Origin of the sequence: Rhizobium terrae (assembly GCF_003425685.1) — a bacterium.
Taxonomy (GTDB): Bacteria; Pseudomonadota; Alphaproteobacteria; order Rhizobiales; family Rhizobiaceae; genus Neorhizobium; species Neorhizobium terrae.
On sequence record NZ_QJKM01000003.1, the window covers coordinates 428,577 to 454,659 of the forward strand.

At 66.1% G+C, this 26,083-nt stretch carries 29 protein-coding genes; 27 read left to right on the plus strand and 2 right to left on the minus strand.

Translation table 11 applies throughout. The features are described from left to right. Positions 1-32: 32 nt before the first annotated feature. Positions 33-371 (minus strand): hypothetical protein, encoded by a 339-nt coding sequence (locus DMO26_RS07655; protein ID WP_117191420.1) that lies wholly within the window; start codon positions 369-371, stop codon positions 33-35. Between the two features lie 322 nt (positions 372-693). On the opposite strand from DMO26_RS07655, the gene DMO26_RS07660 reads away from it, so the two are divergent. From DMO26_RS07660 to DMO26_RS07670, 3 genes are all read left to right on the plus strand, one after another. Next, the gene (locus DMO26_RS07660) at positions 694-5,007 is read left to right on the plus strand and encodes a strawberry notch family protein (protein WP_117191421.1); all 4,314 of its coding nucleotides are present in this window, start codon (positions 694-696) and stop codon (positions 5,005-5,007) included. Continuing rightward, a complete protein-coding gene (locus DMO26_RS07665; protein ID WP_117191422.1) occupies positions 5,007-6,041 on the plus strand; it encodes a DUF7146 domain-containing protein in 1,035 nt (344 codons plus the stop codon). Before DMO26_RS07660 ends, DMO26_RS07665 begins: the two co-directional genes overlap by 1 nt. A gap of 298 nt (positions 6,042-6,339) precedes the next feature. Then, complete coding sequence (locus DMO26_RS07670; RefSeq protein WP_117191510.1) at positions 6,340-7,263, plus strand: DUF2493 domain-containing protein; 924 nt, start codon at positions 6,340-6,342, stop codon at positions 7,261-7,263. Between the two features lie 7 nt (positions 7,264-7,270). Here the strand turns inward: DMO26_RS07670 and DMO26_RS07675 are convergent, their stop codons facing one another. Then, positions 7,271-8,113, minus strand: coding sequence for a hypothetical protein (locus tag DMO26_RS07675; RefSeq protein ID WP_162894759.1), 843 nt, complete (start codon positions 8,111-8,113; stop codon positions 7,271-7,273). A 203-nt stretch (positions 8,114-8,316) separates the two neighbouring features. On the opposite strand from DMO26_RS07675, the gene DMO26_RS33595 reads away from it, so the two are divergent. The 24 genes from DMO26_RS33595 (at position 8,317) to trbK-alt (ending at position 26,082) form a co-directional block, all read left to right on the plus strand. Further along, positions 8,317-8,481 carry a hypothetical protein gene (locus tag DMO26_RS33595; RefSeq protein ID WP_162894760.1) on the plus strand — a complete coding sequence of 55 codons (165 nt, stop codon included), beginning with the start codon at positions 8,317-8,319 and terminating at the stop codon, positions 8,479-8,481. A 141-nt stretch (positions 8,482-8,622) separates the two neighbouring features. Further along, positions 8,623-9,066, plus strand: a complete 444-nt coding sequence (locus DMO26_RS07680; protein WP_117191424.1) for a hypothetical protein — start codon at positions 8,623-8,625, stop codon at positions 9,064-9,066. Positions 9,067-9,630: 564 nt separating this feature from the next. Continuing rightward, the gene (locus DMO26_RS07690; RefSeq protein WP_117191425.1) at positions 9,631-9,957 is read left to right on the plus strand and encodes a DUF736 domain-containing protein; all 327 of its coding nucleotides are present in this window, start codon (positions 9,631-9,633) and stop codon (positions 9,955-9,957) included. 185 nt (positions 9,958-10,142) lie between these two features. Beyond that, complete coding sequence (locus DMO26_RS07695) at positions 10,143-10,400, plus strand: helix-turn-helix domain-containing protein (protein ID WP_117191426.1); 258 nt, start codon at positions 10,143-10,145, stop codon at positions 10,398-10,400. A gap of 92 nt (positions 10,401-10,492) precedes the next feature. After that, on the plus strand, positions 10,493-10,756 hold the full coding sequence (locus tag DMO26_RS07700) for a DNA -binding domain-containing protein (RefSeq protein ID WP_085737040.1): 264 nt from the start codon (positions 10,493-10,495) through the stop codon (positions 10,754-10,756). A gap of 130 nt (positions 10,757-10,886) precedes the next feature. Next, a complete protein-coding gene (locus DMO26_RS34340; protein ID WP_226951218.1) occupies positions 10,887-11,198 on the plus strand; it encodes a transcriptional regulator domain-containing protein in 312 nt (103 codons plus the stop codon). Between the two features lie 118 nt (positions 11,199-11,316). Further along, positions 11,317-11,640: a DUF2285 domain-containing protein gene (locus DMO26_RS07710; protein ID WP_226951227.1), complete on the plus strand. Its 324-nt coding sequence runs from the start codon at positions 11,317-11,319 to the stop codon at positions 11,638-11,640. A 133-nt stretch (positions 11,641-11,773) separates the two neighbouring features. Further along, on the plus strand, positions 11,774-12,055 hold the full coding sequence (locus DMO26_RS07715; RefSeq protein ID WP_117191427.1) for a helix-turn-helix transcriptional regulator: 282 nt from the start codon (positions 11,774-11,776) through the stop codon (positions 12,053-12,055). 11 nt (positions 12,056-12,066) lie between these two features. Further along, the gene (locus DMO26_RS07720; RefSeq protein WP_117191428.1) at positions 12,067-12,951 is read left to right on the plus strand and encodes a replication initiator protein A; all 885 of its coding nucleotides are present in this window, start codon (positions 12,067-12,069) and stop codon (positions 12,949-12,951) included. A gap of 208 nt (positions 12,952-13,159) precedes the next feature. Then, positions 13,160-13,798, plus strand: coding sequence for a ParA family partition ATPase (gene parA, locus DMO26_RS07725; protein ID WP_117191429.1), 639 nt, complete (start codon positions 13,160-13,162; stop codon positions 13,796-13,798). After that, positions 13,795-14,046 carry a ribbon-helix-helix protein gene (locus tag DMO26_RS07730; protein WP_117191430.1) on the plus strand — a complete coding sequence of 84 codons (252 nt, stop codon included), beginning with the start codon at positions 13,795-13,797 and terminating at the stop codon, positions 14,044-14,046. Before parA ends, DMO26_RS07730 begins: the two co-directional genes overlap by 4 nt. Next, positions 14,046-14,567 carry a DUF2840 domain-containing protein gene (locus tag DMO26_RS07735; protein ID WP_117191431.1) on the plus strand — a complete coding sequence of 174 codons (522 nt, stop codon included), beginning with the start codon at positions 14,046-14,048 and terminating at the stop codon, positions 14,565-14,567. The genes DMO26_RS07730 and DMO26_RS07735 overlap by 1 nt, the downstream gene beginning before the upstream one ends. Then, positions 14,564-15,109, plus strand: a complete 546-nt coding sequence (locus DMO26_RS07740; protein WP_117191432.1) for a S26 family signal peptidase — start codon at positions 14,564-14,566, stop codon at positions 15,107-15,109. The genes DMO26_RS07735 and DMO26_RS07740 overlap by 4 nt, the downstream gene beginning before the upstream one ends. A 46-nt stretch (positions 15,110-15,155) precedes the next feature. Next, complete coding sequence (locus tag DMO26_RS07745) at positions 15,156-15,503, plus strand: DUF736 domain-containing protein (RefSeq protein ID WP_117191433.1); 348 nt, start codon at positions 15,156-15,158, stop codon at positions 15,501-15,503. A 3-nt stretch (positions 15,504-15,506) separates the two neighbouring features. Further along, positions 15,507-16,268, plus strand: a complete 762-nt coding sequence (locus tag DMO26_RS07750) for a lytic transglycosylase domain-containing protein (RefSeq protein ID WP_117191434.1) — start codon at positions 15,507-15,509, stop codon at positions 16,266-16,268. A gap of 244 nt (positions 16,269-16,512) precedes the next feature. After that, complete coding sequence (locus tag DMO26_RS07755) at positions 16,513-18,249, plus strand: relaxase/mobilization nuclease domain-containing protein (RefSeq protein WP_117191435.1); 1,737 nt, start codon at positions 16,513-16,515, stop codon at positions 18,247-18,249. Positions 18,250-18,277: 28 nt separating this feature from the next. Further along, positions 18,278-20,272: a conjugal transfer protein TraG gene (locus DMO26_RS07760; RefSeq protein ID WP_117191436.1), complete on the plus strand. Its 1,995-nt coding sequence runs from the start codon at positions 18,278-18,280 to the stop codon at positions 20,270-20,272. 7 nt (positions 20,273-20,279) lie between these two features. Continuing rightward, on the plus strand, positions 20,280-20,711 hold the full coding sequence (locus tag DMO26_RS07765) for a ribbon-helix-helix protein, CopG family (protein ID WP_117191437.1): 432 nt from the start codon (positions 20,280-20,282) through the stop codon (positions 20,709-20,711). 220 nt (positions 20,712-20,931) lie between these two features. Continuing rightward, positions 20,932-21,867, plus strand: a complete 936-nt coding sequence (gene trbB, locus DMO26_RS07770) for a P-type conjugative transfer ATPase TrbB (protein WP_404947025.1) — start codon at positions 20,932-20,934, stop codon at positions 21,865-21,867. Next, the gene (locus DMO26_RS07775; RefSeq protein ID WP_117191439.1) at positions 21,864-22,196 is read left to right on the plus strand and encodes a TrbC/VirB2 family protein; all 333 of its coding nucleotides are present in this window, start codon (positions 21,864-21,866) and stop codon (positions 22,194-22,196) included. Before trbB ends, DMO26_RS07775 begins: the two co-directional genes overlap by 4 nt. After that, positions 22,196-22,477, plus strand: coding sequence for a VirB3 family type IV secretion system protein (locus DMO26_RS07780; RefSeq protein ID WP_117191440.1), 282 nt, complete (start codon positions 22,196-22,198; stop codon positions 22,475-22,477). The genes DMO26_RS07775 and DMO26_RS07780 overlap by 1 nt, the downstream gene beginning before the upstream one ends. 8 nt (positions 22,478-22,485) lie before the next feature. Further along, positions 22,486-24,924 (plus strand): conjugal transfer protein TrbE, encoded by a 2,439-nt coding sequence (gene trbE / locus DMO26_RS07785; protein ID WP_117191441.1) that lies wholly within the window; start codon positions 22,486-22,488, stop codon positions 24,922-24,924. After that, positions 24,921-25,685 (plus strand): P-type conjugative transfer protein TrbJ, encoded by a 765-nt coding sequence (gene trbJ, locus DMO26_RS07790; protein ID WP_117191442.1) that lies wholly within the window; start codon positions 24,921-24,923, stop codon positions 25,683-25,685. The genes trbE and trbJ overlap by 4 nt, the downstream gene beginning before the upstream one ends. Positions 25,686-25,707: 22 nt before the next feature. Next, the gene (gene trbK-alt / locus DMO26_RS07795; protein WP_226951219.1) at positions 25,708-26,082 is read left to right on the plus strand and encodes a putative entry exclusion protein TrbK-alt; all 375 of its coding nucleotides are present in this window, start codon (positions 25,708-25,710) and stop codon (positions 26,080-26,082) included. The last annotated feature ends 1 nt before the right edge of the window (position 26,083 follow it).

The following is a 26,083-nucleotide window of genomic DNA, read 5'->3' on the forward strand; positions in this document are numbered from 1 at the left end:
ACCGGAGCGTCTCTGCGCTCCGGTCCCTTTTTTCAAGCCAGCTTTCTGATCTGAGGCTGGACCCGCACATTGTCGATCCACAGGGCAATCCGACCATCGGCGACCAGGTCCGAGGTTTCGGCGACAAACCGCCGGACAGCTCGTGTAGTGCTGACAAAGAACCGGTGCCTGTAGCCTGCCGCAACCGCTGCATCGGTAAATCCGTCGAGCGCCGCAAAACCCGACGCCTCTTGGATTTCAAATTGCACGGCCCATCGCGTGCGCCGCGGTCTTACGTCATCCAGCACCTCCACGCTGATCCGATGTTTTGACCCATTTCGCACCCTGATCGGCGCTATCAATTGCTTTGGGAATGTCAGAATCTTTCCCATTCGTTTCTCCATCTTCAGCGGCTTTGAGAGGAGACGGGAACCGGTGAACCGCACAGCCGAGACCCGCCCGCGAAACTCGCGTTGGCAGGTCAGCGGCGGCCCGTTGGTTCGGGCAGTTCAGCTATTGCGGCTATTGCCGCAAGCGGTTCTTGCCGTGCTTCGCGCACAGCGACCCTGACATCATCGATATAGATCCCGGGCGAATACTTTCAAGCGCCTTCATCGAGAGAGTTCGAGGTGGACCGGGACGGTTTGAGCCCGTCCGGTCGAGAGAGAGCGCCGGGCCGGCTCTCCCTTGTCCAGCTCTCCGAGGTCTCCCTCCATGCTTCATGCTCCGATCCCCGCCGCTCAGGCGGCTTCGCTTCCGCGCGTGCCGGCCGCCGCCATTCTCGCCGCCGCCGAGCGCATCCTCTCCCACCTCGAACACGGCCGCACCGTCGATGCCGCCATGCTGCGCAGCGTCATGGAGGCCGCCTTCGGCGCGTCCGACACGTCGGGCGCCTGGGACTGGAAAACCGCCTACGACGCCTGCGAGGCGGCGACCGTCCTGTTCCTGCGCAAGTACGGAAAGCCGCTTTTTCGTAGAGCCGCATCGCCAGCCTCACGGCTCTCCGCGCTGACCAAGATCGTCGGACTGCTGCCGACGCATACGCGCCGATCCGAGGAGGCGCAGGCCTTCCAGCAATTCTCGACACCGGTCCCGCTCGGTCTCGCCGCATTGACGGCGGCAACATTGAACACGGCCGACCGCGTGCTGGAGCCTTCCGCAGGGACCGGTCTGCTCGGCGTCCTTGCCGAGACCGCGAGCGCAGCGCTCATCCTCAACGAGCTGGCCGATACCCGCGCCGATCTTCTCGCCTCTCTCTTTCCGGCCGTGCCCGTCACGCGCTTCGACGCCGCCCAGATCGACGACCATCTCGATCCGGCCGCCGTGCCGAGCGTCATCATCATGAACCCGCCATTCTCGGTGATGGCGAACGTCACGGGGCGGGTCGCCGACGCCGCGTATCGCCATATCGCCTCGGCACTCGCACGGCTTGCCGATGGCGGACGCCTCGTCGCGATCACCGGGGCCAACTTCTCGCCGGAGTTTCCGGCATGGCGGGACGCCTTCGTCCGCCTGCAGGAGCGCGGGCGCGTCGTCTTCACCGCGGCGATCGCCGGCTCGGTCTATGCCAAGCACGGCACGACCATTGAGACCCGCCTGACCGTCATCGACAAGGCGCCGGCCGACGATCCCGAGCGCTTCCCAGGCTCCGCCGGGATCGCGCCTGACGTCGCGACGCTGCTCGACTGGATCGATGCGCAGCTTCCCGCGCGCCTGCCGGTCTCGATCACGCGTCCCACCGCGACGTCGGCCGCAACGCTGCGCACGGTGCGAGGCTATCTCGCCCGCGCGACGACAGCCCAGCCCGCCCGCCGGATCGCCCAGCTCGAAGGCGAGCCGCTCGCCTATGAGACGATAGACTGGATGCCGCCGGAGAGCGGCCGCCTGTCGGACTCGATCTATGAGGCGTATGCGCTCCAGTCGATCCGCATCGCCGGCGCGCGGCCGCACCCGACCAAGCTGGTGCAGTCCGCCGCCATGGCCTCGGTCGCGCCGCCGAAGCCGAGCTACCGGCCGACGCTGACGGCGGCGATCATCGCCGACGGCATCCTCTCCGACGCCCAGCTCGAGACGGTGATCTATGCCGGCGAGGCTCATGGCGAATATCTCGCCGGAGCCTGGACCGTCGATGAGACTGGCGATCTGGTCACCGCCGCGCGGGACGATGCCCCGAACGCGGTTCGCTTCCGCCGTGGCTTCATGCTCGGCGACGGCACCGGCACCGGCAAGGGTCGTCAGTCGGCAGGCATCATCCTCGACAATTGGCTCCAGGGACGCTGCAAGGCGGTGTGGATCTCCAAGTCTGATAAGCTGCTGGAGGACGCACAGCGCGACTGGTCGGCGCTCGGCATGGAGCGGCTTCTGGTCACGCCGCTCTCGCGCTTCCCGCAAGGGACCGCGATCCGACTGACCGAAGGCGTCCTATTCACCACCTACGCTACGCTACGGTCCGACGACCGCGGCGAGAAGCTTTCGCGCGTCAAGCAGATCGTCGAATGGTTGGGCTCCGATTTCGACGGAGTGATCATTTTCGACGAGAGCCACGCGATGCAGAACGCCGGCGGCGGCAAGGGAGAACGGGGCGACGTGACCCCGTCGCAACAGGGCCGTGCGGGGCTCCGGCTCCAGCACGCGCTCCCGAGCGCCCGCGTAGTCTACGTCTCGGCGACCGGCGCGACCACCGTCCACAATCTCGCCTATGCCCAGCGCCTCGGCCTGTGGGGCGGTGAGGATTTCCCCTTTGCCAACCGCGCCGAATTCGTTGAGGCCGTCGACAATGGCGGCGTCGCGGCCATGGAGGTGCTGGCCCGCGACCTGCGCGCACTCGGCCTCTACACGGCGCGCTCACTCTCCTATGGCGGCGTCGAATATGAGCTGGTCGAACATCAGCTCACAGCCGAGCAGACCCGCATCTACGATGCCTATGCCGGCGCCTTCGCCATCATCCACAACCATCTCGATGCGGCCATGCAGGCTGCGAACATCACTGGCGATACCGGCACGTTGAACCGTCAGGCGAAGTCAGCCGCACGATCAGCCTTCGAGAGCGCCAAGCAGCGATTCTTCGGCCATCTCCTGACCAGCATGAAGACGCCGACGCTTGTCCGCTCGATTGAGCGGGACCTGGCGGACGGCTATTCCGCCGTCATCCAGATCGTCTCCACCGGCGAAGCCCTGATGGAGCGCCGCCTGGCCGAAATCCCGACCGAGGAATGGAACGACGTGCGCGTGGACATCACGCCGCGTGAATATGTGTTGGACTATCTTGCCCATTCCTTCCCGGTGCAGCTCTACGAGCCGTTCTCCGACAACGAGGGCAATCTCTCATCCCGCCCCGTTTTCCGCGACGGTCAGCCCGTCGAAAGCCGAGAAGCCGTCGCTCGCCGCGATGATCTCATCGAGCGGCTGGCATCACTACCGCCCGTGCCTGGCGCGCTCGACCAAATCGTTCAGCGCTTTGGCACGGACGTCGTCGCCGAGGTGACGGGTCGCTCGCGCCGCGTGGTGCGCAAGGGCGAGCGGCTCGCCGTGGAGAACCGGGCGGCGTCGGCCAATCTGGCCGAGGCGGCCTCGTTCATGGACGACGACAAGCGCGTCCTTATCTTCTCCGAGGCGGGCGGCACCGGACGCAGCTATCACGCTGACCTCGGTGTCAGGAACCAGCGCTTGCGCATTCACTATCTGCTGGAGCCTGGATGGAAGGCCGACGCCGCGATCCAAGGACTCGGCCGTACCAACCGCACAAATCAGGCGCAGCCGCCGCTCTTCAGGCCGGTCGCCACTGACGTGAAGGCTGAGAAGCGCTTCCTCTCTACTATCGCGCGCCGGCTCGACACGCTCGGCGCCATAACGCGCGGCCAGCGCCAGACCGGCGGCCAAGGCCTCTTCCGGCCCGAAGACAACCTTGAATCCCACTATGCGCGCGATGCGCTGCGACAGCTCTACCTGTTGCTCGTGCGCGGGAAGGTCGAGGAATGCTCACTCGATCGCTTCGAGACCGCTACCGGCCTCAAGCTGACGGACGACAACGGCATAAAGGACGAATTGCCGCCGATCACCACTTTCCTCAATCGCTTACTAGCGCTGACCATCGAGCTGCAGGGCATCCTATTCACCGCTTTCGAGCAGCTTTTAACGGCGAAGATCGAGGGCGCGATCCGCAGCGGCCACTATGACGTCGGGCTGGAGACGCTGCAGGCCGAGAGCTTCGTGGTAGCCGACAGCCAGATCATCCACGTCCATCCCGGCACCGGCGCGGAGACGCGGCTCCTGACCATCACGCGCCGGGAACGCAATCGCCCCGGCAGCCTGGTCGAAGCCCTCAGCCACCTTGCCGATCCTCGTGCGCGGTTGCTCGTTAACGGTCGCTCCGGCCGCGCCGCCGTGCAAACGCCAGCACCGTCCATGATGCTCGACGATGGCGAAATCGAACGCCGCGTCTGCCTGATCCGCCCCATGGAGCAACACTATGCGCCGCTGCGCATGATGGATGAGAGCCATTGGGAGGAAGCCAATCGCGATCGTTTCGCGGACGCATGGGAGGCGGAGCTTTCCGACATCCCGGAGTTCTCCGACAGCACGATCCACATCGTCGCCGGCCTGCTGCTGCCGATCTGGAAGCGCCTGCCGGCCGAGTCGACCAGGGTATATCGGCTCCAAACCGACGCGGGCGAGCGCATCATCGGTCGCCGGGTATCGCCGGCCTTGGCCGCCAACGCCGCTTCGCAGGGGGCGAGCACGCTGACGCCGGAACACGCATTCACCGCACTGATGGAAGGCAGCACGATCCTCGATCTCGCCGAGGGCCTCCAGCTTCGCCGCGCCCGCGTGATGAGCGCCCATCGCCTGGAACTGACTGGCTTCACAGAGGCGATGCGCGAGCGGCTGCGGGCCTATGGCCTGTTCAGCGAGATTATCTCCTGGAAGCTACGCTTCTTCGTGCCGGTCGATACCAGCGGGGCAGCGGTGCTCGCCAAGCTGCTCGATACCTACCCGGTGGCGCGCATCTCCGAACGGGAGGCCGCGTGATGCCCCGACACGATGCATCCGATCTCGCGCAGCGTCTCGGTCGACAGGCCGAGGCGGCATGCCGCCATTACCTGTCCAGCGGGCGGCGCGAGGGCAGCTACTGGCTCGTCGGCGACGTGCGTAACACCCCGGGCCGCTCGATGTACGTACGGCTCAAGGACTCTCCGAAAGGGCCGGCAGGAAAATGGACCGATGCCGCGACTGGCGAGCATGGCGACCTTCTCGATGTGATCCGCGAGAGCTGCGGGCTCATCGACTTCAAGGACGTCGCCGACGAGGCGCGAACCTTCCTCAGCATGCCACTACCCGACCTAGGGCCGGCAAATCCACGTCAGGCACCGGCGCCACACGGTTCACCCGAGGCGGCCCGCCGCCTGTTCGGTATGTCGCAGCCTATCATAGGCTCGCTCGTACAATCGTATTTACGCGAACGCGGCATTACGGATTTACGTGAAACCGGAAATCTCCACTTCCACCCGCGCTGCTACTATCGGTCCGACGAGCATTCGCCAACCGAGACCTGGCCCGCCATGATCGCCGCCGTCACCGATCTCCGCAACAGGATCACCGGGGCGCATCGTACCTGGCTCGACCCGCAACGCCGCGACAAGGCACCACTCGATACACCGCGGCGAGCCATGGGAGACCTACTCGGCAACGCGGTACGATTCGGGTCCGGTAGCGAGGTGATGGCGGCCGGCGAAGGGATCGAGACCGTGCTGTCCGTCCGACAGGTCTTGCCCACCATGCCGATGATGGCCGCTCTCTCCGCAGCCCATCTCGCCGCCATCCTGTTCCCTGATACGCTGCGGCGGCTCTATATCCTGCGCGACGACGATCCGGCCGGCGACGGCGCACGCGACAGCCTCATCGAACGGGCGAACGCGGTTGGGATCGAGGCGATCGTCATCTCGCCCCAGCTCGGCGACTTCAACGAGGATCTCCGCACCCTCGGCATTGACGCGCTCAGAAGTCAGACCCGGATGCAGATCGGACCGCAGGACGTCGATCGATTCATGGCGCTCACGGCATAGCCAGCAGGGAGGAAGGTGGCGGCGGAGCCGCCATGCCCGTCTGGATGCCCCAGAGGGCCGCGCCTCGGCCTTCGAGAGGGCGATCGGCCCACAGTCGGGCCGGCCCGGCAATGTCGGCGGCCGACTATTTTCCGGCGGCGCGTACCGCGCCTTTCCATCGCGAGGCAAAATAGCCGTCCTTCGCCATCCTCCGCTGCGCTTCGGCCCTGCGCTGCGCTCCGGGTGCAAGGCCGTCCCGACGGTGGGCTTCGTCGCCATGAAGGCCGCGACGGTCGCGGTCCTACCGACGGAGCATCCCATGAACGCGCATGACGACTTCGAACCGCACCATGAATCCTCACCCACCGACCACGTCCTCAACGAACTTCAGCTCCACGGCTACCGGCCCTTCGCCGATGAACCGGATCAGCGGCTCCTCCCGGACGGCAATGCAGTCGCGGGCGCCGTCGCCGACATCTTCGACGCCCTGATCGTCACGCTGGAGGACACCCGCCTTGAACCCGACCTCGACGATCTCCTCTGGTCGACCGTCAACCTCTTCCACCGTGCCGTAGAGCGGATCGGACGCGAGCTTGACGACAACGAGCAAGGGCAACGTCGCGGACAACGCGCACAAGATGGGAGCGAGGTGAAATCGGTCGAACTTGAGCGCATGATCGCCGAGGGCCAAACGCTTATCGAACGCCAGAACGCCTTCGAACTGATACGCGATCAAGCCGCCGAACAATACGAACGCCATGTCGGCAAGCCTTGGCTTCCGCGCAGCGGATCGAAGGTCAACCATCGCAATCTCACCTCAGCGATGATCGACAGTCGCGACTTCCTGATGGCGAAGAAGCGGGCTGAGCAGGAAATCCTTCTGCCACCAGGCCCGAAAATCGTCGTCACCGGCGGACTCGACTTCAACGATCACCGACTGATTTGGGCCAAGCTCGACCAAGTGCAGGAAAAGCATCCCGACATGGTCCTCCTTCACGGCAAGTCGCCGAAGGGCGCGGAGAAGATCGCCTCGCTCTGGGCTAAAAGCCGCAACGTGCCGCAGATCGGCTTTGCGCCCGACTGGACGAAGCACGGCCGCGCCGCGCCCTTCAAGCGCAACGACGTCATGCTGGAGATCGTGCCGAAGGGCGTGATGCACTTCCCCGGCACGGGCATCAACGACAACCTCGCCGACAAGGCCAAGAAGCTCGGCATCCCCGTCTGGAAGTTCGGCGGCGCGTAAGCGCCGTCTAGCTCAGCCCGACGTTCCAGAACGTCAGCACTTCCTCCACCTGAGCTTTTGGATAGTGGAGATAGTCCGTATTGGCCAAATCGGACCGCATCTTCGATTTTCGTTTCGTGATTTCTCGCTCGATCCGCGACGTGAAGGGCGCAGTGCCCGGCGGCAAGATGCCCTTCCGTTCCGGGCTCGGCCAGCTCGCGGGATAATCGTTCGGCACCCAGCCCGATCGCACTTGCTCCGCCTGGGCTCGCACGGATTCATGTTCGCATGCCCATCCGTAGAGATGAAACGAGCAGACGCGCAGCATCGCCTTGATCTCGGGAAGCGTGTCGGTGAAGCCCTTTAGCGAAGTCGGCAGCCACACCATGTTCGCGACGCAAGAAAAGTAGCGCGGGTCCTGCACGACGTTGCTGTGCTGCGCAAAGGACGGATCGTCGTAGCCCCAGATGTGGCAAACGGTCCAATTCTTGGGCTTCGGTGACGCGACGTCGAGCGCGGCGACCAGAGCGTTGAGCGCGGCGACATTGCCCTCGAACTTCTCTGCGGTCACACCAGTCAGCTTGCGGGTGTTCGTGTAGCGGCGGGTCCAGCCCGCGTCATAGAGCGGTCTGCCTCTGGCCGTATGCGGTGCCCACACCGGCAGCGCCCTGAAAGTGTCCGGATGAACCCACCGGGCGGTTCGTTCGATCAGTTCGACGATCGCAGGAATATCCGCCCGAAGCGCTTCGTTGCCGTCAGGTACATGAAATCCACTCGCCACAGGTCCCCCGCCAGTAAATATCGCCTCGGCTACGCGAGACATCCGGGTGAAGTCAGGGTGGCTGAGCTGTTGAAAAACATCGACTACCATTCTCGGACGGCCGACGCACCCCCGCTTATTTGCGCTGATCCTTGGTCAGACTGATCGCCTGTCGCCATCAACCCGTAAAGGGTCGGCTATGCGAGCATGCCGCCGCTGCGGCTGCGCCTGCGCGGTGATTGCAGCGACCAGTCCGACACTTCGCGCGCCTGTCAGCGGGGGATGGTCCTCCGCTCGAAACAGGAGCCGGGTCGATGTCCCTCAAGCAAGCACATGCGTTCGCCTTCAGCCTCGCCACCTCGCTGATGGCCGCCATCGTCATCTTCCAGGCCGGCGACGGCACCCATTCCGTGATGCCCGCCAGCGAGTACGACGGCGACACCGCAGCGATCGTCCATGAGATCGATCCTTTCGCCTGACCGGGGCAACCCGGTCCGCCGACGCGGAAATCGGCCGCGATTTCCGCTCCCGGCACAGTCGAACTTCCGCTATACTGCTGTCGCGCCGTGGTGGTGGTGGCAGGCGCAACCGTCAGACCTTTTGGCACGGAGGCCACCACTATGATTATCCTCGCTATATTCGCATCTCTCGCAGCAATAGGCCTGCTTTGCTGGCTGTTGTTCACGCTGGCCGTGTTCGCGCTGCCTGCCTTCGTCGGCTTCGCCGCAGGAGCCTGGGCCTATGACACCGGCGCCGGCATTCCCGGCGCGATCCTGGTCGGCGTCGTCGCCGCGGCAGTCACCTTCGCGATCGGCCAGCTCCTCATCACCTTCGCGCGGCCTATGTGGCTGAAGCTCTGCGTCGCCATTATCTTCGTCGCGCCCGCAGCCATCGCGGGCTTCCACGCCACCCATGGCATCGTGAAGCACCTGATGCCGTCGGACGCTTGGCAGATCACATTCTCCGTCGTCGGGGCCATCGCTGTCGGAATCACGGCCTTCGTCCGGGTCGCGGGAATGGCCACAGCCAGCGGCCCCACAGACCGGGACCTCGCTCGGGCTTGACGTCACGCATTTCGTCATGGTGCGAACCAGAGCGATGATCAAAGCAGCGAGTCCCGTCAGGAGAACGGGCGGTTGCAGGGCTTGGAAAGCGGATCGTCGCTCGGCCCGGAGAGCGGCGCACGGCGGGTGCAGGCGAAGCGTCAGCCGTCGTAGCGAGAGCCGAGATCCGTTGATACGGGGATGTCCGCCGGAGGCAGCCCGGGTCAGGATGCCGTGATCGGCCCGGACAAAGGACGGCAGCTCGCCGGTAAGGTTCGTAGCGATGTCATCTTGGCGGCAGCGGCGGGCCGCCAGCTCTCCGCTTCTCCCCGTCACACGACCGCTCCAAACGGCCTCTCCAATGGCCTGATCTGGCCTAAGGCCGGCTTCGCCTCGATTGCCTATGACGCAACAGCCGCGTCAAACTTTCTTCCCCTGGCGGCTGCGCCGCCATTTCTCGCGAGACAAGAAAGTCCTCCTTAGCTGTCAGGCCCCTTCGGGGTGCGCCGTCAATCGCCTCCGGCCAACCGATCGCCATCGAGGCCGCAATGGTGCGGGCTCAGGAACGGAAAACGGAGACTTACAATGGCGACCATCGGCACCTTCAAGAAGACCGGCTCGAACGAGTTCACCGGCGAAATTGTCACCCTCAGCGTCCAGGCCAAGAACGTGCGCATCGTCCCGGACCAGCGCGCCACGGGCGAAAATGCCCCCAGCCACCGGGTTCTGGTCGGCCGCGCGGAAATCGGTGCCGCCTGGTCAAAGCGCTCCAACGAAGGCCGCGACTACCTTGGCCTCAAGCTCGACGATCCGAGCTTCAATGCCCCAATCTACGCCAACCTCTTCGATGACGAGGACGGAGAAAGCCACTCGCTGATCTGGTCTCGCTCGAACGGTCGCCGCAGCGATTGAGCCAAAGCACCAGGCCCCGGCCGAAAGGCCGGGGCCTTCGGCGTTTCGGCGACCGAATCGGTTTGCTGCAACGCTCTTCGGCAACCAGCGCGAAGGCGCGGTTTAGGCTCGCCATTCGATCCAAAGGCGACTATTATAGTCGTTTTCGTGGCGTGCGCAGTCCCGGATGTAGGAGGTGGTCATGCATGATCACCGCCCGACAGTCTCGGGCCGCACGCGCGTTACTGGGATGGAATCAGGAGACGCTCGCTGACAAGGCCCTGGTATCGCTGACCGCTCTGAAGCGCGTTGAGTCCGAAAGCGGGCTCGCCGTTCACGAGTCGACGCGCGATCAGGTCCGGCGGGCGCTAGAGGAAAACGGCATCGTTTTCCTCAACTCCGACCAGGGCGAAGGAGTGATGATTGTCCGGCAAAACAGTGAGCGAGCACGACGAAGGGCCTAAGTGGCGCAAACCGTCGAACACCGCCGTCGTTACGCTATCACCGCCGTGCAAACTCCATCCGTTTCGGTTATGAACCGGGAGGGGCGTTAACGATGACTGGAATCGAATATCTCGACCAACCTCCGACGGAGGCTCGGCTGACCGATTACGATCGGGCGCATCTGAAGACATATCTGCGCCTGCTCGACGCAGAAACCGACGGCGCGCCTTGGGAAGAAGTGGCGGAAGTCATCTTCGGCATCGACGCAAAATGCGAAAAGTCTCGCGCTGAAGAGGTCTATAGAAACCATCTGGCCCGTGCGCATTGGATGACCCAGAATGGATTTCGCGACCTGATCCGCACCTGCTTTCATTAACGATTTGAGCCGGAGGTGATGCAATAACTGCATCACCCGCTCTGGTCTTCGGGCTTCCCAAATTGCGACTCTACCGAGCATCGTTAGAGCTTGCAGTCCTCGTGCTTAGCGAGGGGTGGGAGGCCATACGATGCCGGAGCAAGGCAGATGGCGGATCTCAACCGCCTATGATTACATCGATGAGCTTGACGCTCCAGATTTGGCCTGGGAATTCCTGAGGCGAAATCCGGAGTATCAGCGGGACTACGCGTTGCTTCGCAGTGAAGGACACGACTCCGCGTCCGCACTCAAGGCGTTATCCAACAAATGGGGGTTGTCTTTTCGCAGCCAACCCAGACATCCCTGCGCCGTCAGCAAACACGAGTTGGACGCCCGAAGCCGACCCGTGGACACTAATCCTTCAGGCTGCTCCCACATGGGCAGCACCTGCTTCGGACGATGACGTCCCACGCATACCCTCCGCAAATCCTACAACCGAGCGGATTGAGGCCGTTGGCGGGGACATTTGGGCGCGGCTGATCGACCCTGAGACCGGAGGGCGCCCAACCGCCGCAATCGTCATTCTCGATGATGCGACTCCCGATCGTCTTGAGGCGATCGCGCGATACTGGCGCGGCCTGCGCTCACCGCCGACGTCGCCAGACCCGCGATTGACCACTCAGCGTAGACAGCGCCTTAGACAAATGCTCCGAGCAGTCGATGCGCGCCTTGAGCGTCAGACCTATCGCGCGATCGCCATCGCTCTCTTCCCAAATCACAAGATCGACGCAGCCTCTTGGGCGGGCGATGCGCTGCGCGAGACGACCATACGCCTCGCTCGCGACGGAATGAAGCTGGTGCGCGGTGGCTATCGCGACCTGCTCCGGCGCCCACGGAAATCATAGCAAGGACGCCCCTCTGGGGTGTCGACTATTTCCCGAAATCTTCGACATCGCGGATCGCCTTCGATCGATCGACCGTGCGCTGGAACCGCCGCCGTCATCCGGCAGCACCCCAGCACCACACGGAGCTTCGATCATGGCCGAGAGCGCGACAGTCCACGTTCCCCCTCGCTTCCTGCGTACACCTGAGGCGGCACGCTTCCTCGGCCTGTCGGGCCGCACGTTGGAAAAGCATCGGACCTACGGCACGGGACCCGCTTTCAAAAAGCTCGGCGGTCGCGTCGTCTATGCGATCGCGGATCTGCAGGCCTGGGCCAATCGTGGCACCAAGAATTCGACCGCGGATACCGACACGATCCTGCCCGCAAAGCGTCACGAACCGGCAGGCGCGGCAGGCAGCCACGCCCCCCAGCGCTGAGCGATCCGCGAATGTCGGCGCGTCATCATAGCAGCGAACGCGAGCAGCTCGATCTCTTCCGGGCGTTGCCCGGCGATCTCGCCCCGCGCGATGCCCAAGACCTGATGGCGTATCCATTCTTCGCGCTCGGCAAGTCCAAGCGGGTGGCGCCGATCGACTTCAAGACCGGCTCCATCGTCATCCGCGTCGAAGCTGTCCCCGAGCACGGCATGGCCACCATCTGGGATGCCGACGTGCTGATCTGGGCTGCGTCCCAGATCGTCGAGGCACGTGACCACGGATTGCGGCCGTCACGGCTGATGGCGACCACGCCCTACGAGATTCTACAGTTCATCGGCCGCGGCGTTTCCCTCCGTGACTACGACCGTTTGAAGGCCGCGCTCGACCGACTTCAGTCGACCACCATCGCGACGTCGATCCGCCAGCCGACGGAGCGGCGGCTGCACCGCTTCTCCTGGATCAATGAATGGAAGGAGCGCGCCGACGGCAAAGGCCGACCGCTCGGCCTCGAGCTGATCGTGCCGGACTGGTTCTACGCCGCCGTTCTCGACGACGCGCTCGTCCTGACGATCGACCGCAATTATTTCGGCCTGACCGGCGGCTTGGAGCGCTGGCTTTATCGCCTCGTGCGCAAGCACGGCGGCAAACAGGAGTTCGGCTGGAGCTTCGACTTCCCGCACCTCCACGCCAAGTCGGGCAGCCTCTCGCCGCTCAAGCATTTCGCCTACGACCTGCGCGATATCGTCCGCCGCCAGCCGCTGCCGGGCTATCGCCTGACCATCGAGCAATGCCTCGGCGGTCCCGAAATCCTCTCCTTCGTGCCGACCGACCCGGGTGCTCTTGGCATCCCGCGCCGTCGTCGCCTGACCAACTATCGCCCTGGGGATAAGCTGTGAATCGTCTCGTGCTATCAGGGACCGGCACTATCGTGCCATCGGGGACCGGACTCTCGTGCTATCGGGGACCGGAATCGTCGATTCCTCGCGCTGAATCAGCAACTTGCGCGCCCTCTAACTTATCTAACTTAGATTCCTACGGAATCTTTCTAACGCGACCGCGTTTTTCGGCCGCTGTGGACGAGTCCCCGATCGCCGGGAGACCGTCATGATCGTCGCGCTGCTCAACCAGAAAGGCGGCGTCGGGAAGACGACGCTCGCCCTTCACCTTGCTGGCGAATGGGCTCGCCGCGGACGGCGCGTCACGCTGATCGACGCCGACCCGCAGGGCTCGGCGCTCGACTGGTCGCAGCAGCGTAGCCGGGAGGGGCTGGAGCGCCTGTTCGGTGTAGTCGGCCTGGCCCGCGACACGCTCCACCGTGAAGCGCCGGAGCTAGCCCGCGATGCCGACCATGTCGTCATCGACGGCCCGCCGCGCGTTGCCGGATTGATGCGTTCGGCGCTGCTCGCCGCCGATCTCGTGCTGATCCCGGTGCAGCCATCGCCGCTCGACGGCTGGGCCTCTGCGGAAATGCTGGCGCTGCTCGGCGAGGCGCGCATCTATCGCCCGCAGCTCGCCGCGCGTTTCGTGTTGAACCGCTGCGCGGCCCGCACGGTTCTGGCGCGCGAGACCGCCGAGACGCTGGCGGATCACGACCCGCCCTTGCTCTCGACGACGATCGGCCAGCGCATCGTCTTCGCCGATGTCGTGCAGACCGGCCGGCTCGCCGCCGAGCAGGATGAGGATTGCCCCGGCGCGCGCGAGATCGCCGCGCTCGCGGCAGAAGTCGCGAGGATCGGCGCATGAGCGAGCGGTCCCCGAAGCGCAGCTTTGCGGCGCGTCCTGCCGATCCCGAAGACTGGATCAAGGCGCCCGAACGCCAGGCCTCGCGTGGCCGGCCCGCCGAGGACTTCTCGGCCCGGCTGACCATCGACGTCACCGCCGACATGCGCGGCCGCATCAAGATCGCCGCCTTTCAGCGCGGCCAGACCGTCGCCGACATGCTGCGCGCGCTGTTCGAGCGCGAATTCCCACCCCCGTCAGGAGAAGGATAATGACCGGCCTTGTCCCCGCGCCAATGCGCGTCGGCCGTGCTGCCGCCGAGCTGCCGCCCGAAGCGTTCACCCAGATCGAACTCGTCTGGATCGAGAAACAGACCGAGCACTGGGTCCGCTTCGGCCGCGAGCGGCGCGAGCAGATCCTCGGCCGCCGCCGTCGCATCCTCTTCTTCCCTCCCGGCAGCGTCCTCGCGCTCGTGCGCTGGGCGGCGAACGAGCACGGCACCGTTCTCTCGCGGCTCGACATCCTGCGCACGGTTGAGCGCGGCGCAGCCTGCCAGACCGTTCCGACGGTCACACCCGGCGCAGAGATTCTGCTGCATGTCGATGGCTGGTCGAAGGTTGAGCGCGTGCTCCAGCTCATCGACGCCATCGAGGCGCGCGGGATCGATCCGATCGAGGTATCGCCCGACCATTGGCGCCACGTCCACAACCGGGTGACCGTCGGCGAAATGCCGCGCGCCTATGGACTGCGCCAGCACCGCGCCTTCCTCCTGCGCCGGGAGATCGCCGCATGACCCGGCTCTCCTACGCCATCGTCACGACGGCGGCCGTGTCGCTTCTCGGCATTGCCTCGGTGGCATCGTTCGCGCCGAAGCTGATCTGGAACGCCTCCGCCAGCACGCCGATCGGCCTCTACGCGATCAGCCCAAGCGACACGTTCGAAGCGACCGACCTGGTCGCCGTCGACGCGCCCGAGCCGCTCGCAACCTTCCTGTCCGATGGCGGCTACCTGCCGCGCGGCGTCCCGCTTTTGAAGCGCGTCGCCGCGCTCCCGGGACAGCGCGTTTGCCGGACCGGGCTCGCCATCACTGTCGACGGCGTGCCGTTGGGCGACGCCCTCGACCGCGATCGTCGTGGTCGCCCGCTCCCCGTGTGGCAGGGCTGCCGATTGGTCGCGGGCGGCGAGCTGTTCCTGATGAACTGGCAGGTCCGCGACAGCCTCGACGGTCGCTACTTCGGGCCACTCCCGGCCGCTGCCGTGATCGGCCGGGCCACTCCTCTCTATACCGACGAGGATGGCGATGGCCGCTTCGTCTGGCCCGCGCCGACGCGGTGACGGCGCGCCCATGACCCTGTCCACCGCAACTTGAAGGAGATTACTAATGCCCGTGATCGGTCAATTCACGCGCGAGAATGATGGCTTCATCGGCCACCTGACGACGCTGTCATTGCATCAGGACATCATCATCGTCGCGGCCGAACCGTCCGATGCAGAGAACGCACCGGACTTCCGCGTCCATGTGCTCGACACCATGAGCAACGAAACCGGCGCGGAGATCGGCGCGGGCTGGAAGCGCACCGGCGAGAAGGCCGGCGAATACGTCTCGCTGCAACTCGACGATCCGACCTTCGATCATCCGATCCGCGCCAACCTGTTCCAGTCGACCGACGACAAGTCCGCCTGGGGCCTGCACTGGAATCGCCCGCCTAAGCGCGGCGAGCGGGACTGAACGATGCCCGCCGCGCGCATCCCGCCTGTCGTCGGAGGGAGGATCGCCCTCCGACGTGCAGCCCTCTTTCTCCTTTCCGGCCTTCTGCTTGCCGAGCCCCTGAGCGCCACCGCAAAGGCGCAGACCCCGCCGACAGAACGACCGGTGCGCGTCGATCCCTATGCCACCTTCATCACCGAGGCCGCGCAACGGTTCGGTGTCCCGGAGCATTGGATTCGCGCGGTCATGCGCGTCGAAAGTGCTGGCGACGTCCGCGCGGTCTCCTCGGCCGGCGCAATGGGACTGATGCAGATCATGCCCGCCACCTGGACCGATCTGCGTGCCCGTCATCGGCTCGGCTCGAACCCCTACGATCCGCGCGACAACATTCTGGCGGGCACAGCGTATCTGCGTGAAATGCACGATCGTTACGGTTCGCCGGGCTTTCTTGCGGCCTACAATGCCGGTCCCGGTCGCTATGAAGAATATCTCTCCGGCCGCCCACTACCGGCCGAAACCCGCGCCTACGTTGCCACGCTCGCACCTGTCATCGGCAGCTCGGACGCCCTTGCTCCCGTTACGGTCGCAGCCGCCGATCCCAATGCTTGGACGCGCTCACCGCTCTTCGTCGCGCAATCCGAGCGCGTCGCCAATGCCGATCCTACGGCAAATGATGGCGCATCGAGCGAGGCTCCGGCTGCAACTCCGGTGCGCGACATTACGACTACCGCTCCGCAATATGCTGGCCTGTTCGTGGCCCGCAATGGTGATGGGGAACCGCGATGACCATGTTCGCACCCTGTCGTGGAATAGCAAGCTCTGGCGGGCGATGGGCGGTCAGGACGGGAGGAGCATGCAACACAACCGAACGATGGCAGGATAAAGGGGCGCGATGTGCGCTTCGGTCCGGTTGTGCTTTTTCAACGGGTTATGCCGCGATTTCGCGAGGTGCGCCTGATCGGCGCAGCCTGCGCATCGGCGCATTCCCAAGCAAAATCATCGCGTTGGCGCGATGTGTGGAGCGCCGGGCATGACCGACGACCACGACTTCCGCATCCGGCCAGGCCGCATCCGCTCGACCAGCGCGCAGCGGGCGCGGCCCTTCATCGCCCAGGCGCTCGCGGCCGCCCAACGCGCCGGCGGCAGCGTCTCCCGGCAAGGGAAGATCGGGTCGGGAGCGCGGTCCCGCTTCGGGCGCGGCCAGCGCGCCTCGATCCAGGCGAACCGCCTCATCACCGCCCGCTCGCGCGGTGCGGTCATCAAGGCGCGGGTCGTCCGTCACGGGGGACGGTCCGCGCCGCTCTCCACGCATCTCGATTATCTGCGCCGCGACGGCGTCACCCGCGACGGGGAGAAGGCCCGGCTGTTTGGTCCGGGCGGCGATGACGTCGACGCCAAGAGCTTCGCGGAGCGGTCCGATGACGACCGCCACCATTTCCGCTTCATCGTCTCGCCGGACGACGCGCTGGAAATGTCCGACCTCAAGAGCTTCACCCGTGAGCTGGTCGGCCAGATGGAGAAGGATCTCGGCACGCGGCTCGAATGGGTCGCGGTCGATCACTGGAACACCGAGCATCCGCATGTCCACCTGATCGTGCGCGGCGTGCGCGATGACGGCGAGAACCTGGTCATCTCGCGCGACTACATAAAGGAGGGCATGCGCGATCGGGCCCGCGACCTGATCACCCAGGAGCTGGGGCCGCGCACCGATCAGGAGATCCGGCAGACGCTGGAGCGCCAGATCGACGCCGACCGCTGGACCAACCTCGATCGCCAGCTCGCCCGAGACGCCTATCGCACCGGCGTCATCGATCTCGCGCCGCATTCCGATCGGCAGCCCGACGAATTCCATGCCCTGAAGATCGGGCGGCTGCGCAAGCTCGAAGGCCTTGGGCTCGCCGGCGAGATTGGCCCGGGACAATGGACGATCTCGGACAAGGCCGAGGCGACGCTCCGCGAGCTCGGGGAGCGCGGCGACATCATCAAGCGCATCCATCACGGCCTCACCGAGCGCGGCATCGAGCACGGCGCAGCGAGCTATGTGCTGGCGTCCGAAAGCCTCAACGATCCGGTCATCGGTCGCCTGGTCGCCCGCGGCCTCGACGACGAGCTGAAGGGCACCGCCTTCGCCGTCGTCGACGGCATCGACGGCCGGACCCACCACATCAAGCTTCCCGATCTCGACGCGGCCGGTGACAGCGCGCCGGGTTCGATCGTCGAGCTTCGGAAATTCGACGACGCGCGCGGCCAGCGCCGCGTCGCGATCGCGGTCCGCTCCGATCTCGACATCGAGCGGCAGGTCTCCGCGGCCGGCGCCACCTGGCTCGACTGGCAGAATATCGCCCGCGAGCCGGCAGCGCTCGGCGGCGGGTTCGGCGCCGAGGTGCGCGACGCCATGGACCGGCGGGCCGAGCATCTTGTCGGCCAGGGCCTTGCCGAACGCCAGAAGCGCGGCGTCAGCTTCCAGCCCGGCCTGGTCGACACGCTGCGGCGCCGCGAGCTGGAGGCGGTTGCCGAACGCATCGCCGCCGAGATCGGGCGGCCGCAGGTCAAACCTGAATCCGGCGAATATGTCACCGGCACCTATCAGCGGCGGCTGAACCTCGCGAGCGGCCGCTTCGCGATGATCGACGACGGGCTCGGCTTCAGCCTCGTGCCCTGGACGCCATCACTCGAAAAGCAGCTCGGCCGTCACGTCTCCGGCGTCGCCCGCAGCGATGGCGGCGTCGACTGGAGCTTCGGCCGCCAGCGGGGGCTCGGCCTGTGACCACCATCCCTAGCGAAAGGACCCCGTCATGTCCGCCACAAAGATCCTCTGGGGCCAGATCCTCACGGTCTTCGCCATCGTCCTGTTGACCACCTGGGCCGCCACGCAATGGACGGCCTTCCGGCTCGGCTTCCAGCCTCAGCTCGGAGCTCCGTGGTTCATGCTCGGCGACTGGCCGATCTACTATCCGTGGTCCTTCTTTCCCTGGTGGTATTTCTACGACGCCTATGCGCCGCCGATTTTCGTCGAGGGCGCCTATATCGCGGCGTCCGGCGGCTTCATCTCGATCGCCGTCGCGATCGGCATGTCGGTCTGGCGGGCGGGCGAGGCGAAGAATGCCGAGACCTTCGGCTCGGCGCGTTGGGCACATGAAGACGAGGTGCGCGGCGCCGGCCTGCTCGGCGAGGACGGCGTGGTGCTCGGCAAGTACGACCGCGCTTATCTCCGGCATGACGGCCCCGAGCATGTGCTGTGCTTCGCGCCGACCCGTTCCGGCAAAGGCGTTGGTCTGGTCGTGCCGTCGCTCCTGACCTGGCCGGGTTCGGCCATCGTCCACGACATCAAGGGCGAGAACTGGGCGCTGACCGCAGGCTTCCGCGCCCGCCATGGCCGCGTGCTGCTGTTCGATCCCACCAATGCGAAGTCGGCCGCCTACAATCCGTTGCTCGAGGTGCGCCGCGGCGAATGGGAGGTCCGCGACGTGCAGAACATCGCCGACATCCTGGTCGATCCGGAGGGCAGCCTCGAAAAGCGGAACCACTGGGAGAAGACCAGCCACGCGCTCCTCGTCGGCGCGATCCTGCATGTCCTCTACGCCGAGGAGGACAAGACGCTCGCCGGTGTCGCCGCCTTTCTCTCCGATCCGAAGCGGCCCATCGAATCCACCTTGGCGGCGATGATGAAGACCGCCCATCTCGGCGAGAGCGGACCGCACGCGGTGATCGCGTCGGCCGCGCGCGAGCTGCTGAACAAGTCCGACAACGAACGCTCCGGCGTGCTCTCGACCGCCATGTCCTTCCTCGGCCTCTATCGCGATCCCGTCGTCGCAGAGGTGACGCGCCGCTGCGACTGGCGCATCGCCGACATTGTCGGCGCCCGCCAGCCGACCAGCCTCTACCTAGTCGTGCCGCCGTCGGACATCGCCCGGACCAAGCCGCTCATCCGGCTCATCCTCAATCAGATCGGCCGGCGGCTGACGGAGGACCTCAAGGCAAAGGGCAACCGGCATCGGCTGCTCTTGATGCTCGACGAGTTTCCCGCGCTCGGCCGGCTCGACTTCTTCGAATCCGCGCTCGCCTTCATGGCCGGCTATGGGCTGAAGGCGTTCCTGATCGCGCAATCGCTGAACCAGATCGAGAAAGCCTACGGGCCGAACAACTCGATCCTCGACAACTGCCACGTCCGCGTCAGCTTCGCGACCAACGACGAGCGCACCGCCAAGCGCGTCTCCGACGCGCTCGGCACCGCGACCGAGATGCGCGCCATGCGCAACTACGCCGGCCATCGTCTCTCGCCCTGGCTCGGCCACCTGATGGTGTCCCGCTCGGAGACCGCCAGACCGCTGCTCACCCCCGGCGAGATCATGCAGCTCCCGCCCGCCGACGAAATCGTCATGGTCGCGGGCACGCCGCCGATCCGCGCGAAGAAGGCGCGCTATTACGAGGATCGCCGCTTCAAGGATCGGATCATGGCGCCGCCAGCGCTCGCCAGACCGACGCAGCCTGGCGCGGACGACTGGAGCCGGCTGCCGCTTCCGGCACGGCCGGCGAGCGTGGTGTCGGTCGGTGCGGTGATCGTTGATGATGGTGGTGACGAAGATCCGACCGGATCGGAACGGCGTCACCAGCCGGAACTCGAACGCGCCGCGCCGGTCGAGAAGAAGGCGCCGATCGAGAATGAGTTTGACGGCGGCTTCGACGACGAGGTCGATGACGACACGGCGCGGATCAGCCGCGCCAACCAGATCATGCAGGGCGTGGCGCGTCAGGTCTCGCTCGACCCGAACGACGGCATGGAGCTGTGAGGCGCCCATGCCCAATCCATCGAAGAAGCAGCGCCTGTCGGTCTATCTCGAACCCGAGGTGATGAAGGCCCTCGCGGCCCATGCGGCCCGGCGCGATCAGTCGCGCTCGCTCATCGCCGAGGCGGCGATCGCGTCCTTCCTGTCACCGGACGCCGCCGAGCGCCAGGAGGCGGCCACGACCAAGCGCCTCGATCAGCTCGATCGTCGCATGACCCGCATGGAGCGCGACGTCGGCATCTCGATCGAGATGCTCGCCGTCTTCGTGCGGTTCTGGCTGACCACCAACCCGCCACTGCCCGAGCCGGCGCAGGCCGCCGCGCGCGCCCAGGCAGGCGAGCGCTACGACGCCTTCGTCGCCGCGCTGGGGCGCAGACTCGCCAAGGGGCCGAAGCTCCGGCAGGAGATTTCCGAGGACATCGACCCCGCGCGCGACGCGTAATAAGCATCGATTGCGGCAACGCAAGTAATCGCCGATTCCGCCGACCACCTGTCTTTGCACGCTAGGCTACTACTACGCCCTGACACCTGTTGCCGAGGACTGATTTCCAGTTCTCTTAATCATCCCCGATCCAGGGGCGGCCTGACGCGGTCCCGCAAAGAACGGGGACAACGTGGCCGTTTCTCCCGAGAAATCCGAGGCGATACTTCGCGGAGCCCGCATGCTGCGGACCGCACTCGGCCCTGCCATCGCCGGTTTCCTTGGAGACGCCAGCGTCGTCGAGGTGATGCTCAACCCCGACGGCCGCCTCTGGATCGACCGGCTGTCGGAAGGCTTTTCCGACACGGGCGAGCGGCTGTCGGCGGCCGATGGCGAGCGCATCGTGCGCCTCGTCGCCCACCATGTCGGCGCAGAGGTCCACGCGGGCAATCCGCGCGTCTCGGCCGAGCTGCCGGAAACGGGAGAGCGGTTCGAGGGCCTGCTGCCGCCCGTGGTGGCGGCGCCGGCCTTCGCCATCCGCAAGCCCGCCGTCGCCGTCTTCACGCTGCAGGACTACGTCGCCGCCGGCACCATGACCGCCGAGCAGGCTGAGATCCTACGCGAGGCCGTCGCCGATCGCCGCAACATCCTGGTCGCTGGGGGCACCTCCACCGGCAAGACGACGCTCACCAACGCGCTGCTCGCCGAGGTGTCTAAGACCTCCGACCGCGTGGTGCTGATCGAGGATACCCGCGAGTTGCAATGCGCCGCGCCGAACCTGGTCGCAATGCGCACCAAGGACGGCGTCGCGACGCTATCCGATCTCGTCCGCTCCTCGCTTCGCCTGCGGCCCGACCGCATCCCGATCGGCGAGGTGCGCGGCGCTGAGGCGCTCGACCTGCTCAAGGCGTGGGGCACCGGCCACCCCGGCGGGATTGGCACCATCCACGCCGGCACCGCGCTCGGCGCGCTCCGCCGCCTCGAGCAGCTCATCCAGGAAGCCGTCATCACCGTCCCGCGCGCGCTGATCGCCGAAACGATCGACCTCGTCGCCGTCCTTTCCGGACGCGGCTCAACCCGGCGCCTGGCCGAACTCGGTCGCGTCGAAGGGCTCAGCCCCGACGGCGACTACCGCGTCCGCCCCGCAACCCAGCCCCTCGAAGGAGAACCCGCATGATCCGCCGTGCCCTGCATTTCCGTCGCCACGTGGCGACGGCTTCGTTCGTCCTCCTGGCCAGCGTCCTGCTGGCGCCGGCCGCCCACGCTTCCGGCTCCTCGATGCCGTGGGAAGCGCCGCTGCAATCGATTCTGGAATCCATCGAAGGCCCGGTCGCGAAGATCGTCGCGGTGATCATCATCATCGTCACCGGCCTGACGCTGGCCTTCGGCGACACCTCGGGCGGCTTCCGCCGCCTGATCCAGATCGTCTTCGGTCTGTCGATCGCCTTCGCTGCGTCGAGCTTCTTCCTGTCGTTCTTCTCGTTCGGCGGCGGAGCGCTCGTCTGATGGCTGGCTTGATCGAGAGCGGCGGCGACGTGCCGGGCTACGCCGTCCCGGTCCACCGGGCCTTGACCGAGCATATCCTGCTTGGCGGCGCACCCCGGGCGATCGCCATCCTCAACGGCACGCTCGCCGCCGCCATCGGTCTCGGCCTTCGCCTTTGGCTTGTCGGCCTGGGCCTCTGGGCCATGGGCCATTTCGCCGCCGTCTGGGCTGCGAAGCGCGACCCGCAATTCGTCGACGTCGGTCGCCGGCACCTCCGCATCCCCGATCACCTGAACGTCTGAGGCGCGCCATGATGAACCTCGCCGAATATCGCCGCTCTTCGACCCGGCTCGCGGATTTCCTGCCCTGGGCGGCGCTGGTTGCTCCCGGTGTTGTCCTCAACAAGGACGGCTCATTCCAGCGCAGCGCGCGCTTCCGCGGACCCGATCTCGATTCCGCCGTCCAGGCTGAGCTGGTCGCCGTCGCGGGCCGGCTCAACAGCGCGTTCCGTCGTCTCGGCAGCGGGTGGGCGATCTTCGTCGAGGCACAGCGTGATGCCGTCGGCGCCTATCCGGCAAGTCGGTTTCCCGACGCCGCCTCGGCGATGGTCGACGCCGAGCGCAAGGCTGACTTCGAGGAGGACGCTGTCCATTACGAGTCGAGCTACTTCCTGACCTTCACCTTCCTGCCGCCGGCCGAGGACGCAGCGCGCGCCGAGAGCTGGCTGTACGAAGGCAAGGCTGAACGCGGCGTCGACGCCTGGGAGGCATTGCGCGGCTTCGTCGATCGCACCGACCGCATCCTTCAGCTCGTCGAAGCCTTCATGCCGGAATGCGGGTGGCTCGATGATGTCGAGACACTGACCTATCTGCACTCGACGGTCTCGACCAAACGCTATCGCGCGCGCATTCCAGAGACACCGATGTATCTCGACGCGCTGGTCGCAGATCAGCCGTTCACCGGCGGGCTGGAGCCGCGTCTTGGCGAGGCGCATCTGCGCATCCTGACGATCGTCGGATTTCCGACGGCGACGACGCCCGGCATTCTCGACGATCTGAACCGGCTGGCTTTTCCGTATCGGTGGTCGACGCGCGCAATCCTGCTCGACAAGACCGACGCCACGAAGCTGCTGACCAAGATCCGCCGGCAGTGGTTCTCCAAGCGCAAGTCGATCGCCGCGATCCTCAAGGAGGTGATGACCAACGAGGCGAGCGCCCTGGTCGACACCGATGCCGCCAACAAAGCCGCCGATGCGGACCTAGCGCTGCAGGAACTCGGCGCCGACTATGCCGGTCAGGCCTATGTCACCGCTACGATCGCCGTCTGGGACAACGATCCTCGGGTCGCGGCCGAGAAGCTCCGTCTCGTCGAGAAAGTGATCCAGGGCCGCGATTTCACCGCGATGCCCGAGACGATCAACGCGGCCGACGCATGGCTGGGTTCGCTGCCGGGCCACGTCTACGCCAATGTGCGTCAGCCGCCGATCTCGACGCTCAATCTCGCCCACATGATCCCCCTAAGTGCCGTGTGGGCGGGGCCGGAACGGGATGAGCACTTTGGTGCTCCCCCCTTGCTGTACGGCAAGACCGAAGGGTCCACTCCGTTCCGGTTCTCCCTTCACGTCGGCGACGTCGGACACACGCTGGTCGTCGGCCCGACCGGCGCGGGCAAGTCCGTGCTGCTGGCGTTGATGGCGCTGCAATTCCGCCGCTACCCCGGGGCGCAGGTTTTCGCTTTCGACTTCGGTGGCTCGATCCGCGCCGCCGCCATTTCGATGGGCGGCGATTGGCACGATCTCGGTGGCGGCCTGACCGAGGGTTCGGCCGAGAGCGTTGCGCTTCAGCCGCTCTCCCGGATCGATGAGGCGGCCGAACGCGCCTGGGCCGCCGACTGGATCGTCGCCATCCTGATGCGCGAGCGCATGCAGATCACACCCGAGGTCAAGGAGCTCATCTGGACGGCGCTGTCGTCGCTCGCCAGCGCACCCTTGGCTGAGCGCACGATGACCGGCCTGTCGGTGCTGCTGCAATCGAACGACCTGAAGCAGGCGCTGCGCCCATATTGCGTCGGCGGACCCTATGGCCGGCTGCTCGACGCTGAGAGCGAGCATCTCGGCGTCGCCACCGTCCAGGCCTTCGAAACCGAAGGGCTTATCGGGACGGCTGCGGCGCCGGCGGTGCTCGCCTATCTCTTCCACCGCATCGAGGACCGGCTGAACGGTGAGCCGACCCTGATCATCGTCGACGAAGGCTGGCTTGCCCTCGACGACGAGGGTTTCGCCGGCCAACTCCGTGAATGGCTGAAGACGCTGCGGAAGAAGAACGCCAGCGTCGTCTTTGCCACGCAGTCGCTCTCCGACATCGACGGCTCGGCGATCGCGCCGGCCATCATCGAGAGCTGCCAGACGCGGCTCTTGCTGCCGAACGAGCGAGCGATCGAGCCGCAGATCACTGCGATCTATCGCCGGTTCGGCCTCAACGACCGGCAGATCGAGATCCTGGCCAGGGCCATGCCTAAGCGGGACTATTACTGCCAGAGCCGCCGCGGCAACCGGCTGTTCGAGCTGGGCCTCGCCGACGTCGCGCTCGCGCTCTGCGCGACGTCCTCCAAGACCGACCAGGCCGCAATCGACCGCATCGTCACTGAGCACGGGCGCGAGGGCTTCCTCGCGGCGTGGCTGCGCCATCGCGGCGTCGACTGGGCGGCCGACCTCATCCCCAACCTCACCAACCTGGAGAGCCAGCCATGAAACTGCGTACCCCCCGCGCGGCGTTCGCCGCCGCCATTCTCGCCGCGCCGCTGTCAATATCGCCGGTGCTGATCGCACCGGCCTCGGCCCAATGGATCGTCTACGATCCCACCAACTACGCCCAAAACCTGCTGTCGGCGACACGCGCGCTGCAGCAGATCAACAACCAGATCACGTCGCTCCAGAACGAAGCGCAGATGCTGATCAACCAGGCGCGCAACCTTACGAGCCTGCCGTTCTCCTCCCTTCAGCAGCTTCAGCAGTCTGTCCAGCGCACCCAGCAGCTCCTAAGCCAGGCGCAGGGCATCGCCTACAACGTCCAGAACATCGACCGGGCGTTCCAGACCAATTACGGGGCCGGTAGCGCCTCGATGAGCGCCTCCGATCAGCAACTCGTCGCCCAGGCGAAGGAACGCTGGAACAACACGGTCTCAGGCCTGCAGGACGCGATGCGGGTCCAGGCGGGCGTCGTCGGCAATATCGACACCAACCGCACGCAGATGTCGGCGCTCGTCGGCCAGAGCCAGGGCGCGACGGGCGCCCTGCAGGCGACGCAGGCCGGCAACCAGCTTCTCGCGCTTCAGGCCCAGCAGCTCGCCGATCTCACCGCCGTCGTCTCCGCCAATGGCCGCGCCCAGGCGCTCGCCGAGGCCGAGCGGTCGGCCGCCGCTGAACAGGGCCGCGAGCAGCGCCGCCGGTTTCTCACGCCGGGGACCGGCTACCAGCCCGGCAACGCGCAGATGTTCCCAGGCAGCAACTGAGGGCGCGGCGATGGACGGAAAGATGCTCACGCGAATCGGCGCCATCGGCTTCGTGACCTTCGCGATCACGGCAACCGCTATCGAACTCTCCCGCAAGGACGAACCGCCGCTCCATCGAAGCGTCGCCGCGGCGACCGAAACCGGCGCCGACCCGCTGAAGACCGAGCTGCGGCGCTGCCAGCAGCTCGGCGAAGCCGGCACTCGTGATCCCGCCTGCCTTCGTGCCTGGGCGGACAATCGCGACCGCTTCCTGAAGCCATCGCAGGCCCTGCAGCCGCAACCCGCGCCGCAGGCGCCAGGCCCGCATGGTCAGCCGCAGAACCCTCCGGCCGCCCGCGATCCTGCCGTCAACGAGGCCGCGCCGGCAATCGACTCCCAGACGAACGAGGCGCGTTGAG